This is a genomic window from Pseudomonas sp. GM21, from assembly GCF_000282215.1.
Classification (GTDB): Bacteria; Pseudomonadota; Gammaproteobacteria; order Pseudomonadales; family Pseudomonadaceae; genus Aquipseudomonas.
The window spans coordinates 1-14,815 of sequence record NZ_AKJS01000125.1; the positions used below are offsets into that span (position 1 = coordinate 1).

Genomic DNA, 14,815 nt, shown 5'->3' on the forward strand with positions numbered 1-14,815 from the left:
AACTACCTTGAAAAACGCCGACCGGCAGAATAGCCAGATTTTGTTTTTAGCCTGCGGGGCCTGAGCTGAGGTACGTCCCAATGGAATAAGTCAGGTATCTTCCGACTTATGACTGTGGTCTCTGGTAATTGAACGCGCGGTGAGTTATTAGATTAAAGCGGCTGAAAAAACTACGGATCAGCTACAAACTAATAAAAAAATAATGGTGATCCATGAGCTGTCTTGTTTGTGCAGGTGTCGCTGAACGCATTCAGTGTCTTGGCCCATGGGAGGAGAGAGATTGTCCGGCCTGTGGTCGCTATCGAGTCGCAGATGCACTCGTGTTGACGCTGATGGAGCAGGGGCAAATCTTCGATGTGAGCAAAACAAGGATCTGGCTTGCCAGCAAGCGCAAGGAAGAAGCTATTCCGGCCATTGAGATCCACGAGGCGCTACTGGTGCTGTGAATTGGTTTTTGTCCAAGCAAGATGGGTAACCGATCACTCGGGTGCCATCAGCATGGCGAGCGTCATATTGATGAGCTTTTCGTTCCTGCTGATTGTGGCTAAAGCACCACGAACATTGCCAGCGACCTCTGCTGATCCGCGTTGCTCGACCCACAGCGTGAGCTCCATGATCGCGGCCTCGAGGGCGAGTTGGTTTTCGTTGATCTTGAATAGTAGGGAAGGGAGTAGGTCTGCGTTCGACATCGCGATTCCTCAGTGGAAGAGGGCAGCGTAGCAAAAGGTATCGGAAGCTGTTCGTGCTATTCGACGCCGCAATTCGCAAGCAGGCCAAGGCTGCAGACTCCACGCTATCCGGACACTCAATCGAAACGGGTATTCATCGCACCAGGCCCGACGATCACAGTTTTTCATCCCCCGGCTGGGCTCAATACATTTCAATTCAGAGCAAATGCGGACGGAGCGCGCTCTAATACCGGACTGGCGCTGACCTGCGCGCCTGGCGGACGGTAACCAGAAAGGATCGCGCTTCTTGAAAATCGTTACCAACGTTCGGAAAAGCAAATCCCACCTAACAGTGTTGAGGAATATTTTTGGGCTATATGACGACATCGTCATTTGCTCAGGCTGGATGAAGATGTGCGGCCTAGCCGAGATACTCCCGATGATTGATGGGGCTATTTCTAGAGGGGCCAAGGTTGCCATCTACACCAACACTTTGCATGCCGAGGTTGGTTGTGTGGCAGCGTTACAAGCAAGGCCAGGCCTCACTCACTTGAACGTGGAAACTCCTTACCTTCACACGAAGCTTTTCTACGGTCGCAAGGGCGATTCATTCATTGCCATGGTCGGCTCGGCGAACATCACAGCTGGCGGGCTCTGGAAGAATGAGGAGCTATCTGTTGTGTTATTTGGGAAAACCAGTGACGCTATCCATTCCCAATATGCGGCCTACATCAAGAAGCTTTCTTTGCTGATGGCTTCGTAGCTGATGCAAAACCGGCAGAACTCCACTACCGCAGCTTCGACATTACGACTCATTTCTTCTATCGCATTCATCTTGGGCCTCACTGCGGCTCATATAGCAGTCTGGAAGTCTTTGGTCTTGATGCCTGTCCAGGATTAGATAGCCGCGAGCTACGCGACTTGCTGGATTTGCGCTACCGCTGTCTTGGCCGTGCTCCATTGGTCTTGCGTTTACCACTAGGAATCGAACGGACATCTTTTCTCTTCCTACTCCCCATGAACGACTAACAGGTTTAGCGGTGTCATTCCTATATTTCAAGTTTTAGGAAAACCATAACAACCAACGACTCGCCAGGGAGGCAATCCATAGCTTTACCGGGCCGCCTTGCTCTCTGTTCGCGCTATAGCTGTGCATCGCACCAGACCCTTTCATGAAAATCATCGTTTTTCATCGCCCGGCTGGGCGCAATACATGCCAATTCAGAGCGGATAGTGGGCGGGGCATGCCCTAATACCTGACGGAAGCTGACCTGCGCGCCAGCGACGACCACGCACCGTTGGAGACTCTCTCATGAGCACCAGCCTCGTTATTGCCTTGGTGGACATTGCCTTGAAGCCAGGCGCCAGCATGAGCACCCGTTTGATCACTACTCGACGCACCTGCCGCGTGTTCAGTAAGCGGCTTGATGCAATTCGTGAAGAACGTCGAGCCATGCGCCGCAAGGCCAGCAAATTGCGCCAATACCTGCCATTCACTGCCAGCACCATCGCCCAGATCGAGCAGCAGGCTGACGACCACCGCCGCGTGGAGCGGGAAGACCTTCGCACGGTGCTCGCCGGCATCGGTCGTTCGTTGGTAATGGACACCGAAGGTATGGACAAAGGGCTTGGGTTTGATCGGATGTGCGACCTGCTGTCGATAAACACTGTGGAGCGGGAGGCGGCGCGCAACGATGGGTTGGACACCCTCACCGATCTGGCGTTCGCCTACGCGCTTGAGGACAGCGCCGCTCGCCGAGGCCAAGAATGGAACGGCGCACCTCTGTTCAACGCCTGCCAGCTCGCAACGATGAGTTTCATCAGAGAATGCCCGGAGCGTCTGTTACCCGATCCGTACGCACCTGGTGCGCTATTCGGGCCGAAGCTGCGGCCAGCCCTACGCCTTGTTGGCGAATGACTCTTTCCGTACGAGCCACGTTTTCGTGAATCGCAAATTGTGGCACGCCACAGAGCAACACCAGGGGCATAAGCCCGCCAAGCGGACGGTAATCAGCGAGGTAGCGGCCTGTGGTAAGCACCCAAAGGAACCTCCCAGTCATCAGAGAACGCGGCTGTAGGCACCGCAGCATGAGACACCTTGAAATTTAATCCTCCCGGCCGATGAACAGCCAAAAAAATCACCGAGGATGAAACCGTGAACACCCAGCAGAAGCTGCGAACCTTTGACCTGATCCGCGAAGCAGTGCTGCCGGAGTTCCGAGCCCTCGCCTATAACCGACACGGATTTTCTAGGAAGGTTGTATGAGTGGTTCTGTTGCGCGTTTGCACTCTTTCATGGGGTCGTTTTTCTCCCGCCTGGCCGCTAAACCTGGCCTGCTGATACTCGTGCTGCTGGTTCAGGGCGCCTTTGCAGCGGGTTACCTGTGCCAGGAGCACCGCTGGATTGAAGCGGGCGTGGTGCAGAGCCTGAAAAACGTGTCGGCGATGCATCGGCGCAGCTTTGACCTGCTCGAAACCACGCTGAATTACCAACTCGCTTCGGTCGGTGAGGCCGTGCAGACCATGGGTGACAGCCGGAGTACCCCACACCTGCAAGCGCTGTTGGTAAAGGAAGTGGAGAAAGCCTGGCTAGATACCGTCGTCGTCCTCGACGCGGAGGGCACGATCATTGCCGATCACTCCAACGTGCCGCTGGAATCAGTCCTGTTGCCGGGCGTATCGGCGAAACGCTCCTTCAAGGACTTGCCCAATTATCAGGCGGCCCTGGCGGGTGGGGCCGAGTTCGTCACCTTTTTTGCTCCCCGTCCGCAAGCCCCCGAACTGGGTGGCGGAGGGATTGCGCTATTCCGGCCGATCAGGTCGGCGGACGGGCAGTTGCTGGGGTCTGTGGTCGGCTTTACCAGCCTGCACAGCTTGTCGGCGTTGCTCAATATCGATGCCGCGCGGGGGTTCGATCTGGGCCAGGACGGCATCCTGGGGTTTATTGATCAACGCACGCACGAATGGCTGTATCGCTATGCGCATGGGAAAAATTCAGTTGCCGAGGGGCATAAGGTCATCAACCCCTCAATGTTTCAGGACACCCTGTACGGGCCGGATGTGAAATCTTACCGATCCCCAAGCGACGGTCTGGAGCGACTGGCCGTGTTAGCCCCGCAACGCGACCGTCAATGGCTGCAAGTAGTGGCGGCGAGCAAGGATGAGTACCTGTTCAACTGGCGACTCCAGGTAGCCTTCTCGGTGCTGGCGTTTGCCGGCATAGGTGTCCTGCAGTGGCTGCTGCTGGGGCTTTTTCGCCGCAATTACGAGCAACGCACGCTGCTGGATCTGGTTCTCGACAACGTAGACGCCTATGTGTATTTCAAGTCCAGCGAGCGACGCTTCCTCTACGTCAACGCCAAGACTGCCGATCTGTTCGGCTTGCCCGCCGAACAAATCGTCGGCCGCCGAGACCTCGACTTCATGGCACCTGATCTTGCCGATGAGTACTGGGACATGGATCGCCAAGTGTTCGACTCGGGCAGTAAACAAAGCGGCCAGGAAGTCTTCATCACACCGGAGGGGGACACCCGTTACTACGCGTCGATCAAGGTGCCGGTGCACCTGCCGGGTCAACCGCCGGCCCTGATCGGTTTTTCGACCGACGTGACCGAGTTGCATGAACAAACCGTTGCCCGTGAAGTCGCCGAAAAAGCCTTGGCAGCACACAATCACTCCCTGTGGCTAAACAATCAGGTGCTGGAGCAACTGGGCATGAATGCCTCGTTGCCTGAAGTGTTGAATACCATGCTGCGCATCATCGAAGACTATCGTCCCGGGATGCTGGGCACCGTGTTTCTGCTGGCAGATAATGGCCAGGCGCTGGTTGGCTGTGCCGCTCCCAATTTGCCTGAAGCGTGGTTGAGTGCCACGGCGTGGCTCCCGATTAAGGCGATGAGTGGGTCTGCGGTAATGGCAGTTCATCGTGGGGAAACCGTCATTATTCAGGATATCGCCAGCCATCCCTACTGGGCTGCTCCGGATATTGCCGCTGTTCGTGACTCCGCGCTCGCTATGGGGCTGCGTGCGGCTTGGGCCCATCCGATCAAAAACAATGAGGGCAAGGTGCTCGGTGTCTTCAACCTGTACCAGCGTGAACCCGCCGCACCGGATGCCGAGGATCTCGCCCTGCTGGCGGATTACGCCAAACTTGCGCAGATGGTCATCGAGCGCTCGCGTATGGCTGACGCCTTGCAGGAAAGCCAGGCCCTGTATCGCCTGATCGCAGAAAACAGCAACGATGCGATCTGGGTGATGCAATATCCGGACTTGACCTATAGCTATATGAGCCCCTCGATTGCACGGCTGTATGGTTGGACGCCGGAAGAGTTCTCCGGCCAGCCACCGGACGAGCTGATGTCTGTGGAGGAGTTACGCAGGTGGAGCGATACAGTGGAGGAGCATGTTCGACGTGTTGGCGAAGGTGACCTGACGGCCTGTTTCATCGAACTCGAGCTGGAAGTCCGGAACAAGGAGGGCCATCGCGTCCAAGTCGAGACGGTCGCCAATATCATGCTCGACAGCGCCTCCCGACCGACCCACATTGTTGGCAGTTCCCGGGACATCACCCGGCGTAAGGCCGCCGAGGACAGCATCCGCAAAATGGCGTTCTTCGACCAACTGACCGGTTTGCCCAACCGCCGAATGATGGAAGACCGGCTGGCTCAGATGCTCGCACTGGCGAAACGTGAACAACGCAAGCTGTCACTGCTCTTTGTGGATCTGGACAGGTTCAAAGCGGTCAATGACCAGCACGGGCATTCCGCTGGAGACTGGTTATTGACGCAGGTTGCATCTCGTATGGGATCGGTACTGCGTGCCTCCGATACTGCCTCACGCATCGGTGGCGATGAATTTGTCATCCTGCTGCCCGATGCCCAGAACACAGACGATGCCGTGCTGGTCGCAGAGAAAATCCGTTGCGTTCTTGAACAGCCTTTTGTCATGGATAACGGGGTGGAACTGGATATTTCGTCTAGTATCGGCGTGGTGATGTACCCCGACCAGGCGGACAATGTGCGCGATTTACTGCACTTTGGCGACGAAGCCATGTACCGCGCGAAGAAGGGCGGCAGGAACGCGGTGGAGGTGTTTGCCGCGCAGGCAGAGCCAGATGAGCAGAGTATGGTTTACCTGCAGACGTGATGAGTACGCCAGTGGCCACCCCGACATCGACGAAGAGCACCAGCAACTGTTCAGGCTGGCGAATGATCTGTTCCGCCTGCATACAGGGCCCGCTCACCAGCAAGGCGATGCCAGTCAGATGCAGGTACTGGATCGGCTGCTGGCGCACGTACGCTACCATTTTGCGCATGAGGAACACATTCTGGCGGCTGCAGACCACAAAACATTGACCGCCCACAAAATCCAGCACGCGGCCGTCTTGGAGCTGGCTCAACGGCTGCAGGCGCAGGCCGAGGCTGGGGAGGTCACTCTGGGCGAGCTGGTTCAGTTTGTCGTAGTCGAGATCATTGACAAGCACTTTTCGACAGAAACGCGCATTGCATTCCCTGTTGACTTCCAGATCTGAAAACGGAACGACATAGGGAGAGAGACGGCCTGCACGGTGTTTGCCGAGTGCTGCAAAGGCGCCATCCCGATAGCGGGTGACTTTTAGCCACGGTGAGTTGTTGCTCAGCGACTATGCTCAGCGCTGATTGCCAACACTCCTGGATACCTCCAGCTTATTGCAGACGAAAAAAAGCCCGCGATGGGGAGCGCGGGCTAGGAATCACAAAAGGAGCTAAATCCACCGTACGCCAGCCGCTATGAAAATATTGTGATAGGGCGCTGACTACTTCTCGGCACGAAAAATGGCGCTGGGTTGGGGAGTTCCATTTTGTAAGTTGACCTTAGGCGGAGCCTCAAGCTGAGGAAGTCTAGGTACTGTTCCTGGCCACTCTGGAGAAACCTTTGACTCCACTGTAGGCGGAGAGAGTTTTTCACGCAGGTATTCAATCTGCACTACAACGAAGTGAGCGGAGTAAGCTGCGGCCGAGCCCATTACGGCAAGGCCGAATAGTTTCCGACCGGACATGGCAATTCCTAGCGTGAGTTACCCCTCAATCATAGAGCGCTCCGCTGGAAACGAGAAGACGCCCCCTGAACAAGCGAGACGATAATATCGACGCTGCTTTTTCCTAGCGTAATCGCCGGCGACGCTCATCACTGTCCCGCTCCTTGCGTTTTTTCGACAGCGGTTTAGCAGCCAGCAAATCGTCGCGCACCAGCTTGCGATTCCCAATTGAGGAAGTTACTTACTTCCGCTGGATGTTTCTGGGAAAGCCCTCGATCTGCGACAGTTGCCGTAGCTTGTTGACGCCGACGCCGACGCCGACGCCGACGCCGACGCCGAATTGACCCAGTGGCCGAGATGTCACTGACCCAGTCTTATTTCACGCGAACCATTGCCTATGCTGGATTTCTGCCGACTTGGGGTAGGGCAGTCTTACGTCCCCCCTTGGGTCAATTCCGCGTCAGCGTCTACATACCAAATTCACACACTTAAGAAGTTTCGAAAAAGTCCTCAAGTGTACGGAATAGAGCTTCGCAGGTACTAAGTGGCTCCCAAATCAAGTGGGTGGCTGGTGGTTTCCGGATATGGGCACGGCCTTCCCCTTGTAATTGGGCGCGTGGTGAGTTATCAGATGAGAGCGGCCTGGTGAAAGACGGATCAAGAACAGACTATTAAAAAATAATGGTGATCCCATGAGCTGCCTTATTTGTGCAGGTGTCGCTGAGCGCATTCAATGTCATGGCCCGTGGGAGGAGAGAGATTGTCCGGCCTGTGGTCGCTATCGAATTGCAGATGCACTCGTGTTGTCGCTAATGGAGCAGGGGCAGATTTTCGATGTGAGCAAAACAAGGATTTGGCTTACCAGCAAGCGCCAGGAAGTAGCTATTCCGGCCATTGAGATCCACGAGGCGCTACTGGTGCCATGAAATGGTTTTGTCCGAGCGAGATGGATGCCCGATCACTCGGGTGCCATCAGCACGGCGAGCGTTAGGTTCATGAAATTCTCGTTCTTGCTGATGGTGTCCAAAGCACACCGCGAACATGACCAGCAGCCTCCGCTGAACCGCGCCGTCCGACCCATAGCGTCAGTTTCATGATCGCGACTTCGAGGGCAAGCTGGTTCTGTTTGATCTTGAAGGGCAGGGAGCAGGGCCGCTCTCACATTAGGGATAGGGGGTGGAATACAGGGTTAGTCGGTGGAAAATACAAATGCCAGACAGCACTAAGGGGAGCCGAAGCTCCCCTATAATTTGTCGTTGCGCGTGCTCTTTTTTTGTTATTGAGGGGCGGTCTGTTTTTGTTTTTGGAAACCGTGACCCTTTACCGCTGTTTTTGTCGATCTCCATCCGGGATCAAGAGCAAACGTATTTTTTTGAGCGCTGATCTACTTTTTCGCTGAGCGAGCCAACCAGTTCGGGAGCTACCTGAGGGTAGTTTTATTGTTCTCTGCCCGGTTGCGGGTTACTCCGAAAAGCACCCTGATAAGCACATCTTCTCCAAAAAAATCTGTTCGCTGCGTCTCTGCCGTGTTGTTTTTGTTATGTCAGAGTCGTTACGTCTTGTTTTTATTAGGTTTGCCGCTTTTTTGTTCTTGTTATTGCAGTAGAGATAGCAGGCTCCGTGTCAACTTTTTAAAATCTTTTAAAATCAATGGCTTGAAAATTTTTTTGGTTTTGCAGTCGACCACAGCCTGACAACTTGTTTCCGTGTTACTCGCTTTTGCCCACGTTTTCGGCGATGCGGTAACACCCGCAGACTTCACTGTGCGCTGCGAGCCTTGGCCACGCGCGAACCGGTCGGACGTAACCGTCCGGCCAACGGCAAACTGTTCGGCAAGGGTGGCGCCGCAGAGCTACTGGGCTTGAAGTCAACGACGCTGGCATCGCGGTTGAAGAGGCTGGATATCAAGGTAGGTTAATTTAGGTGTGATCGGTGAGGGGGCGTGAAAAGAGTTTCGAATATACATTCGGATCAGCAGCCGAAGGTTTAATCAGCTGAAGTCAAAATCAGCAGAGGGCGAGCGCCCCCCGCTGGCTTTGTTGCGCGTCACTTGCGGGGTTTACCTGCATCGCTCCGCTTATCTCGAATCTGTCCATCTTGATTCCGGGAGCGAGGCTGTTCGCCACCGCCTGGCTTAGGAACGTTGACGTCTTTGTTGATAGGGCGACGATCTGTCATGCGAAATCTCCTTTACGGATTAAGGATCTTACGAAAGTAAATCGATAGGCTAATGCTGCAGCAACGAAAAAAACACATCATGTGGTGTTTTGGTTTTTCTAAATACACAACATAGTGCGTTTTTCCAGTTTGTGCAATTACATTGGATTACCCATGAATGGTGATCGATCAAGGGCGAAAAAGTGAAAGCATGTGAATACGGTGAGACATGAGCTGCCAGGCCAGCATGGTCATGTCAGCGCAGAACTGGCCCTCATGGCCGAATTTATGACATATGACCAGACTGACGCGAGCGACCTTAACCGACGTTAGTTTATTTGACGCGGAAGGGCGGTTTTAGCGCTGTGCTGGCAGACTGATATCTGGACGAAGTAATGTCCCATCCCCACATGGAGATACGGCAATGGATGTCCGCAGTCAAATTGAACGTGAGAGAACGAAGGCCTTCTATGACCTGCTGGTGGAGAGGCTCGGCGAAGACGTTTGGGCAGAGCGCAAAGCGGCCTATGTGAAACGGATACGCGAGCAAGAATCGCAGTTCAACATCAAGCTACCCGTCGAGCCGCAGCTCTTCTCGCCTGCAGAGGACGACATTGATTGGTACATCCTCGCGTCCTACTTGTCGCATAGCTTCCCCTACAGCGATTCTGCCTACAGCAGCAGGCGGATCTATCCCTACGCCATGGCGATTGGCGCTGTTGCACGCGAGCTTCGCAGCGTGTCCTACGTTAATGATGTCCTGGACAAGATGCTGGCGAACAACAATCAGCCTGAAAAGCAGATTTTCGAATTACTCACGGCCTCGTTCTACATCAAGAACGGTTACGAGGTTTCCTTTATCCCCGAAAACTCTATCTCGTGGCCCGACGGTAAGACCAAAAAGTCGCCGGACATGCTCGTCAAAACAGGCGATGTAGAGTTCTATGTTGAGTGCAAGCGGGCGGATAAGCAGACCAAGTATTCACAGGCTGAGGAGCAGGCCTGGGCCGGCATCTGGACTCAGCTGAGTCACCACATGTTGAAAGTGGCGCCGTGGTGCACTGTCGACATCACCTTCCATGTACCCGTCGCGGGTGTCGCCGCTGAAGAGGTAACCAATACGGTTGATCAGGCGTTCATGGATCGGCTGGGTAGGGCGACCGGGGACTCGCTTACAGTCAAGATACGAGGCATCGACAAGCAGAGTCTCAAACGTCATTACCGCAAATTTTCGGTCAGAGCCAACAGTCCACAACAAGAGCTTCTGGTGTTCGGGGGCATGGACAGCAACGAGAAGCGCAGTATCGCGACCCTTGCTAAACGCGTCATCCGACCAGGTACCAACCACGACATACTGAACTTATACGTGAAAGATGTGGCCAGTTGCGTAGGCGCCCAATGGCGTTGCGATCATGAAGATTCGCTACGGCTGCGCTCCAGGCATTTCAAGGGCCTGGTGCATGACGGCGTTTCGCAAATTCCTTTTGGAAAGGCCGGGGTGGTGCACATCTGGTACGAAACCCGCGACGGCATTGAAATTGAAGAGCTAAGAAGGGACAAGAATATCGAAAACATCTCGGCCTATGATGCTTCGGGAACATCGGCGATGGGTGTTTTACTCCATGGGGTGAACTACTACCCGTTCGAGGATGATTATGAGTGGGCTGAAACCGTGGACAATTTCGGACGCATGCCTGGTCTGTTCGACCTCTATCCTCGTCAGACCTTGATGATCGCAGCCGAGCCGACGTTGGAGATTTCGGATATCACCCATTGGCAGCAGGATAAGGCGGTGAGGGCCGCGCTTTAACGGTGATCGGAGCGGGGAGGTGTTGATGAGCACCTCCTTTGTTGGGAGTGCGCTCGCCTGTCCGAAGATGGGCGAGCACTTAGGGTTCCCCTTATTAGTTCTCAAGCTATAGAACTCGCGGCGCCCTACGATCAAGCGAGAACCAATCGCCGAGACCGCTAGCGATGAAGGCGAAGCGTGCAATCTAGGCACCACGAAGTAGGGCTGTTAAGTCTGGCGCTGGGAACTGCCAACCAACCGTAGAGGAGCGACAGGCACATTCAGCATGAACTGATTCACTACCATCTCTGTGGTCAAGCCGGGAGCTGCGAGCACGCGACTCCAAGTCGCATAGTCCAATAGGTCGATTGCACGTTGAACGAGCAGAGGTGACTCCAGCGGAATCAGCTCATCGAATTCTTCGGTTTTCGTGAAGCCTTTTCGGGCGAGATACGTGAACCCACTCTTCGCCTGATCTGCTGTGAGAAGATCCAAAGCGCGAGCGCGATAAATCAGTGCCTTGAAGCTGACCTTCCAGCGAAGCTTTAGCTCCTTCAATGCGGGCCAGTTGAGATACTTCCCACGCATCGCAGGGAACTCAGATGCAAAGCTTGCCCTTGGCATCAGCAGAGCGCTTGCGAATTGGTTGGCTTGCTCCTCCGTTTCTCGACAGCCAGTCTCAATCCCTTGATGCATGACCAGATGGCCAAGTTCATGAGCCAAGTCAAAGCGTTGCCTTCCTGGACTGACTTTGGAGGTGTTGCGAACAATCAGGGGACGCTTGTTAAAAAGAGAGAACGCGTCGATGCGGTCATCCGCGTCAGCGAGGTTGACCACCAGGACGCCAATTTTCTCAGCAAGCTTGGTGACACTTGAGAGAGGGCCCAGGCCGATTCCCTGTTCCCTGCGAAATTTCTCTGCTACCAATTCAATCTTGCCAGCACCGGCGACAGGCTCATCGAGCGCAGCGAAATCCACGGAAGGGAAGGCCACCTCTTTATCGAGCTCATCCACCAGCAGCTCAAAGATCTCTACTTGGGCAGCGATGGTTTTCTTAAGCGTCTGGGTAGATGCCCGTACGCTACGAAAGTGACATTGTTCCAGCTCGACACCGCTCTTACGGGGAGCGAAGAAAAAACTTTCCTTGACACTCAGAACCTCACAAAGCCGCTGCAGCTGACTTGGAGAAGGCATCGCGTTGACCTCAAGCTTGTGCGCGTACTGCCTAGTAACACCAAGGAGCTCACCTATGTCAGCAAGGGATCGCCCCGCCGCGCACCTGGCGAGACGGAGCTTGTCGGGTGAAAACTCGTCACCCAGAGGTAGGAAGCCTTTCGTGTCATTCATCATTCAATTCAGCGTCTTTCTTTACTTTCTGGCCAGAGTCTTTGTCGCGTCGGATTGGCAGTGAGTCGTCTATCTCAGCGACTGGAGATAGTTCGATGGTGCGAACCGACACTAATGGCTCATAGTTGTGAGCCCACTTGCAGACCACGTTCCTGTTGGTGTCGAAACCCAGAATCGAAACCGTTAACGTCGGCCCATCTGGATTGTGGTCGCTGTCTACGTATAGGCGCCAGGTTATATTTCCATCAGTAGCGGGCCCTAGGAGGCTGTCGTGATACAGCTCCACCAGGTTTTTGTTCATGCGATGCCCTTTCTTCCGCAGGTCAGGGTCGTCAGTCACGACTTGCATCAGGATCCCATCAATACTGATTGTGAAATCCAGGGTGTTGTTGGCGAGGCTAAACCAGGGCAGATCACCTTGTCGTTGCAGCTGTTTGAACCGACCATGGATGCGGCCATAAGGGAGTACCCCTCTTGTCCAGTTGGTGTCGTCGTCGGTTGAAGTAGCCTCAAGTGCCTTGTACGCAGCATCCAAGAGATTGTTGCAAACGACGTCGAGATGGGCTCGGCTGAGCTTGGGTTCTAACTCGCTTGGATGTTGGAATTCAGGCATTCGATTCTCCGAAAAGCGTGCAAATACTGATTAGTGTCAACCGTGATTTTTGTGCATTTTTTATAAAATGTCAACTTCACGCGCGCAGATGTCGGCCATGGGAGGGATACCCGCGAGGATGAAAATATAGAGAGATGAGCTGCGGTGATCGCTGAGCTCTGAGTGCTGGTGCTGACGCCAAATTGACCCAGTGACCGAGATGTCACTGACCCAGTCTTATTCCTCGCGAACCATTGCCTATGCTGGATTTCTGCCTACTTGGGGTAGGGCAGCCTTGCGTCGGCACGTGGGTCAATTAGGCGTCAGCGTCTACAGGTTAGGCGTCAAGGAGCGAGCAAAATTATGACGGAGCTGTGTGAGTAAATACCGAAAACCAACAACCGTAATACGATCCGTCGTATAGCGGTTGTTGGGTCACCGACCTATCAGATTCCGCTAGTTTCGGACAACGAACGCCCTTGGTTTCTGGCGCGAGCATGAAAGACACCAAGAAGCCGATTGCTGTCATGCCGTTCCAGCCATGATCAGCATGGTTATGCCATCGCCATAATGCTGAAGGGAAAGCGGCAGGAGGAAGGTACCAAGTGCTGCACCAATTCGGCTTCTCGTGATCCAAGATTAGCGGTTAGGCTGGTTTAAAGCAGTACGCGGCCAACTTGTTGCCGTCTAGGTCTCGAGCATAGGCGGCATACGCATTCGGCGCCCAGTCGCGAGTGCCTGGAGCACCTTCATCGCTACCACCGGCAGCGAGAGCCGCCGCGTGGAAAGCGTCAATTGCGGCACGATTCGGTGCTTCAAAGCTGACGGTAACTCCATTTCCCACGCTGGCAGGGGCACCATTGGCTGGTTTGAGAACGAAAAATGACGGCGCTTCGACACCCCAGATCGAGCCGTTTTCGGCTAAGTCGGTGATGCGCTTTTGGCCCAGTTTGCCGAGTACGCTATCGTAGAAATCCCGGGCTTTTTGTAGATCGTTGGTGCCAACTGTGACATGGGTGTAAATGCTCATCTTATTCTTCTCCGAATTGAAACAAGGCGGGTGGTATTGCAGTTATGTCGGAAGAAACCCGACAGTCGTCGCTGTGCGAATGCTCAGCGATCAAAATGGATAACGGTGCGGATGCTTTTTCCTTCGTGCATCAGATCAAAGGCTTTGTTGATATCTTCGAGCCCCATGGTGTGGGTGATGAATGTATCCAACGGAATTTCGCCCTTTTGAGCTTTCTCGACATAACTAGGTAGCTCACTACGGCCTTTAACACCTCCAAAGGCTGACCCTCGCCAGACTCGGCCTGTTACCAGTTGAAACGGTCGGGTGCTGATTTCCTGGCCTGCACCGGCGACACCGATAATGACCGACTCCCCCCAACCCTTGTGACAGCATTCAAGGGCTGCGCGCATCAGATGGACGTTACCAATACACTCGAAGGAGTAGTCCACACCACCCTCTGTCATCTCGACGATTACATCCTGAATAGGCTTGTCGAAATTCTTGGGATTGATGAAGTCGGTCGCACCCAGCTGTTTGGCGATCTCGAACTTCGCAGGATTGATGTCGACAGCGATGATCCGACTAGCTTTGGCCATAGCTGAGCCGATAATGGCAGCCAGACCAATCCCGCCCAAACCGAAGATCGCTACCGTCGCCCCGGCCTCAACCTTAGCGGTATTCAACACTGCCCCAATGCCGGTGGTAACGCCACAACCGAGGAGGCAGACCTTCTCTAGCGGCGCGTTCTTGGGGATTTTGGCCAGAGATATTGCCGGCAACACGGTGTATTCAGAGAATGTCGAACAACCCATGTAGTGGTGAATCGGTTGGCCTTGGTACGAGAACCGACTGGTGCCGTCAGGCATCAGACCTTTGCCTTGAGTCGCGCGGATTTTCTGACAAAGGTTAGTCTTGCCGGACAGGCAGAATTTGCAATCACCGCACTCTGGGGTGTAGAGCGGAATGACGTGATCGCCCACCGTCACTGAGGTGACACCTTCGCCGATGGCCTCGACTACACCGCCGCCTTCATGACCAAGAATGGTCGGAAAGAGGCCCTCTGGGTCAGCACCGGAAAGGGTAAAAGCATCGGTGTGGCAGACACCGGTGGCGATGATGCGCACCAGCACTTCACCAGCCCGTGGCGGTTCTACATCGACTTCGACGACTTGCAGGGGCTGGTTAGCCGCGAAGGCTACGGCAGCTCGCGATTTGATCATTATTTTTGTTCCTC

13 protein-coding genes and 1 pseudogene are annotated in these 14,815 nt (G+C 54.4%); 8 read left to right on the plus strand and 6 right to left on the minus strand.

The features are described 5' to 3' along the window. Positions 1 to 212: 212 nt before the first annotated feature. Complete coding sequence (locus PMI22_RS08645; RefSeq protein ID WP_007947393.1) at positions 213 to 446, plus strand: hypothetical protein; 234 nt, start codon at positions 213 to 215, stop codon at positions 444 to 446. A gap of 33 nt (positions 447 to 479) precedes the next feature. On the opposite strand, the gene PMI22_RS08640 is transcribed toward PMI22_RS08645, so the two are convergent. After that, positions 480 to 689 carry a hypothetical protein gene (locus PMI22_RS08640; protein ID WP_007947394.1) on the minus strand — a complete coding sequence of 70 codons (210 nt, stop codon included), beginning with the start codon at positions 687 to 689 and terminating at the stop codon, positions 480 to 482. Positions 690 to 975: 286 nt separating this feature from the next. Between PMI22_RS08640 and PMI22_RS30000 the strand changes: the two genes are divergently transcribed. From PMI22_RS30000 to PMI22_RS0129615, 5 genes are all read left to right on the plus strand, one after another. Next, a complete protein-coding gene (locus tag PMI22_RS30000) occupies positions 976 to 1,431 on the plus strand; it encodes a phospholipase D family protein (protein ID WP_050550222.1) in 456 nt (151 codons plus the stop codon). A gap of 549 nt (positions 1,432 to 1,980) precedes the next feature. Then, a complete protein-coding gene (locus tag PMI22_RS08635) occupies positions 1,981 to 2,586 on the plus strand; it encodes a hypothetical protein (RefSeq protein WP_007947398.1) in 606 nt (201 codons plus the stop codon). A gap of 497 nt (positions 2,587 to 3,083) precedes the next feature. Beyond that, positions 3,084 to 5,813 (plus strand): diguanylate cyclase, encoded by a 2,730-nt coding sequence (locus PMI22_RS08630; protein WP_238543971.1) that lies wholly within the window; start codon positions 3,084 to 3,086, stop codon positions 5,811 to 5,813. Next, the gene (locus PMI22_RS08625) at positions 5,782 to 6,198 is read left to right on the plus strand and encodes a bacteriohemerythrin (RefSeq protein WP_007947402.1); all 417 of its coding nucleotides are present in this window, start codon (positions 5,782 to 5,784) and stop codon (positions 6,196 to 6,198) included. The genes PMI22_RS08630 and PMI22_RS08625 overlap by 32 nt, the downstream gene beginning before the upstream one ends. Positions 6,199 to 7,376: 1,178 nt before the next feature. Then, positions 7,377 to 7,610, plus strand: coding sequence for a hypothetical protein (locus PMI22_RS0129615; protein ID WP_033049507.1), 234 nt, complete (start codon positions 7,377 to 7,379; stop codon positions 7,608 to 7,610). 32 nt (positions 7,611 to 7,642) lie between these two features. On the opposite strand, the pseudogene PMI22_RS32095 reads toward PMI22_RS0129615, so the two are convergent. Beyond that, positions 7,643 to 7,827 (minus strand): annotated as a pseudogene (locus PMI22_RS32095) (hypothetical protein). Between the two features lie 634 nt (positions 7,828 to 8,461). Here PMI22_RS32095 and PMI22_RS31435 point away from each other — a divergent pair. Beyond that, positions 8,462 to 8,602, plus strand: a complete 141-nt coding sequence (locus PMI22_RS31435) for a hypothetical protein (RefSeq protein ID WP_157214445.1) — start codon at positions 8,462 to 8,464, stop codon at positions 8,600 to 8,602. Between the two features lie 663 nt (positions 8,603 to 9,265). Further along, complete coding sequence (locus PMI22_RS08620) at positions 9,266 to 10,651, plus strand: hypothetical protein (protein ID WP_007947404.1); 1,386 nt, start codon at positions 9,266 to 9,268, stop codon at positions 10,649 to 10,651. 207 nt (positions 10,652 to 10,858) lie between these two features. Here the strand turns inward: PMI22_RS08620 and PMI22_RS08615 are convergent, their stop codons facing one another. The 4 genes from PMI22_RS08615 to PMI22_RS08600 all read right to left on the minus strand — a co-directional run bounded on the left by PMI22_RS08615 (position 10,859) and on the right by PMI22_RS08600 (position 14,801). After that, on the minus strand, positions 10,859 to 11,977 hold the full coding sequence (locus tag PMI22_RS08615) for an XRE family transcriptional regulator (protein ID WP_033049509.1): 1,119 nt from the start codon (positions 11,975 to 11,977) through the stop codon (positions 10,859 to 10,861). Next, entirely contained in the window at positions 11,970 to 12,590 is a 621-nt protein-coding gene (locus PMI22_RS08610) for a hypothetical protein (protein WP_007947406.1), read from the minus strand. The genes PMI22_RS08615 and PMI22_RS08610 overlap by 8 nt, the downstream gene beginning before the upstream one ends. Before the next feature lie 625 nt (positions 12,591 to 13,215). Then, the gene (locus PMI22_RS08605) at positions 13,216 to 13,599 is read right to left on the minus strand and encodes a VOC family protein (protein ID WP_007947407.1); all 384 of its coding nucleotides are present in this window, start codon (positions 13,597 to 13,599) and stop codon (positions 13,216 to 13,218) included. Positions 13,600 to 13,682: 83 nt separating this feature from the next. After that, positions 13,683 to 14,801 carry an S-(hydroxymethyl)glutathione dehydrogenase/class III alcohol dehydrogenase gene (locus PMI22_RS08600; protein ID WP_007947408.1) on the minus strand — a complete coding sequence of 373 codons (1,119 nt, stop codon included), beginning with the start codon at positions 14,799 to 14,801 and terminating at the stop codon, positions 13,683 to 13,685. Positions 14,802 to 14,815 lie beyond the last annotated feature (14 nt).

Excerpts from the sequence above, each read along its gene's own strand:
- PMI22_RS08645 (WP_007947393.1), top strand. The coding sequence starts at position 213 with ATGAGCTGTCTTGTTTGTGCAGGTGTCGCTGAACGCATTCAGTGTCTT.
- PMI22_RS08640 (WP_007947394.1), bottom strand. The coding sequence starts at position 689 with ATGTCGAACGCAGACCTACTCCCTTCCCTACTATTCAAGATCAACGAA.
- PMI22_RS08635 (WP_007947398.1), top strand. The coding sequence starts at position 1,981 with ATGAGCACCAGCCTCGTTATTGCCTTGGTGGACATTGCCTTGAAGCCA.
- PMI22_RS08625 (WP_007947402.1), top strand. The coding sequence starts at position 5,782 with ATGAGCAGAGTATGGTTTACCTGCAGACGTGATGAGTACGCCAGTGGC.
- PMI22_RS0129615 (WP_033049507.1), top strand. The coding sequence starts at position 7,377 with ATGAGCTGCCTTATTTGTGCAGGTGTCGCTGAGCGCATTCAATGTCAT.
- PMI22_RS08620 (WP_007947404.1), top strand. The coding sequence starts at position 9,266 with ATGGATGTCCGCAGTCAAATTGAACGTGAGAGAACGAAGGCCTTCTAT.
- PMI22_RS08615 (WP_033049509.1), bottom strand. The coding sequence starts at position 11,977 with ATGAATGACACGAAAGGCTTCCTACCTCTGGGTGACGAGTTTTCACCC.
- PMI22_RS08610 (WP_007947406.1), bottom strand. The coding sequence starts at position 12,590 with ATGCCTGAATTCCAACATCCAAGCGAGTTAGAACCCAAGCTCAGCCGA.
- PMI22_RS08605 (WP_007947407.1), bottom strand. The coding sequence starts at position 13,599 with ATGAGCATTTACACCCATGTCACAGTTGGCACCAACGATCTACAAAAA.
- PMI22_RS08600 (WP_007947408.1), bottom strand. The coding sequence starts at position 14,801 with ATGATCAAATCGCGAGCTGCCGTAGCCTTCGCGGCTAACCAGCCCCTG.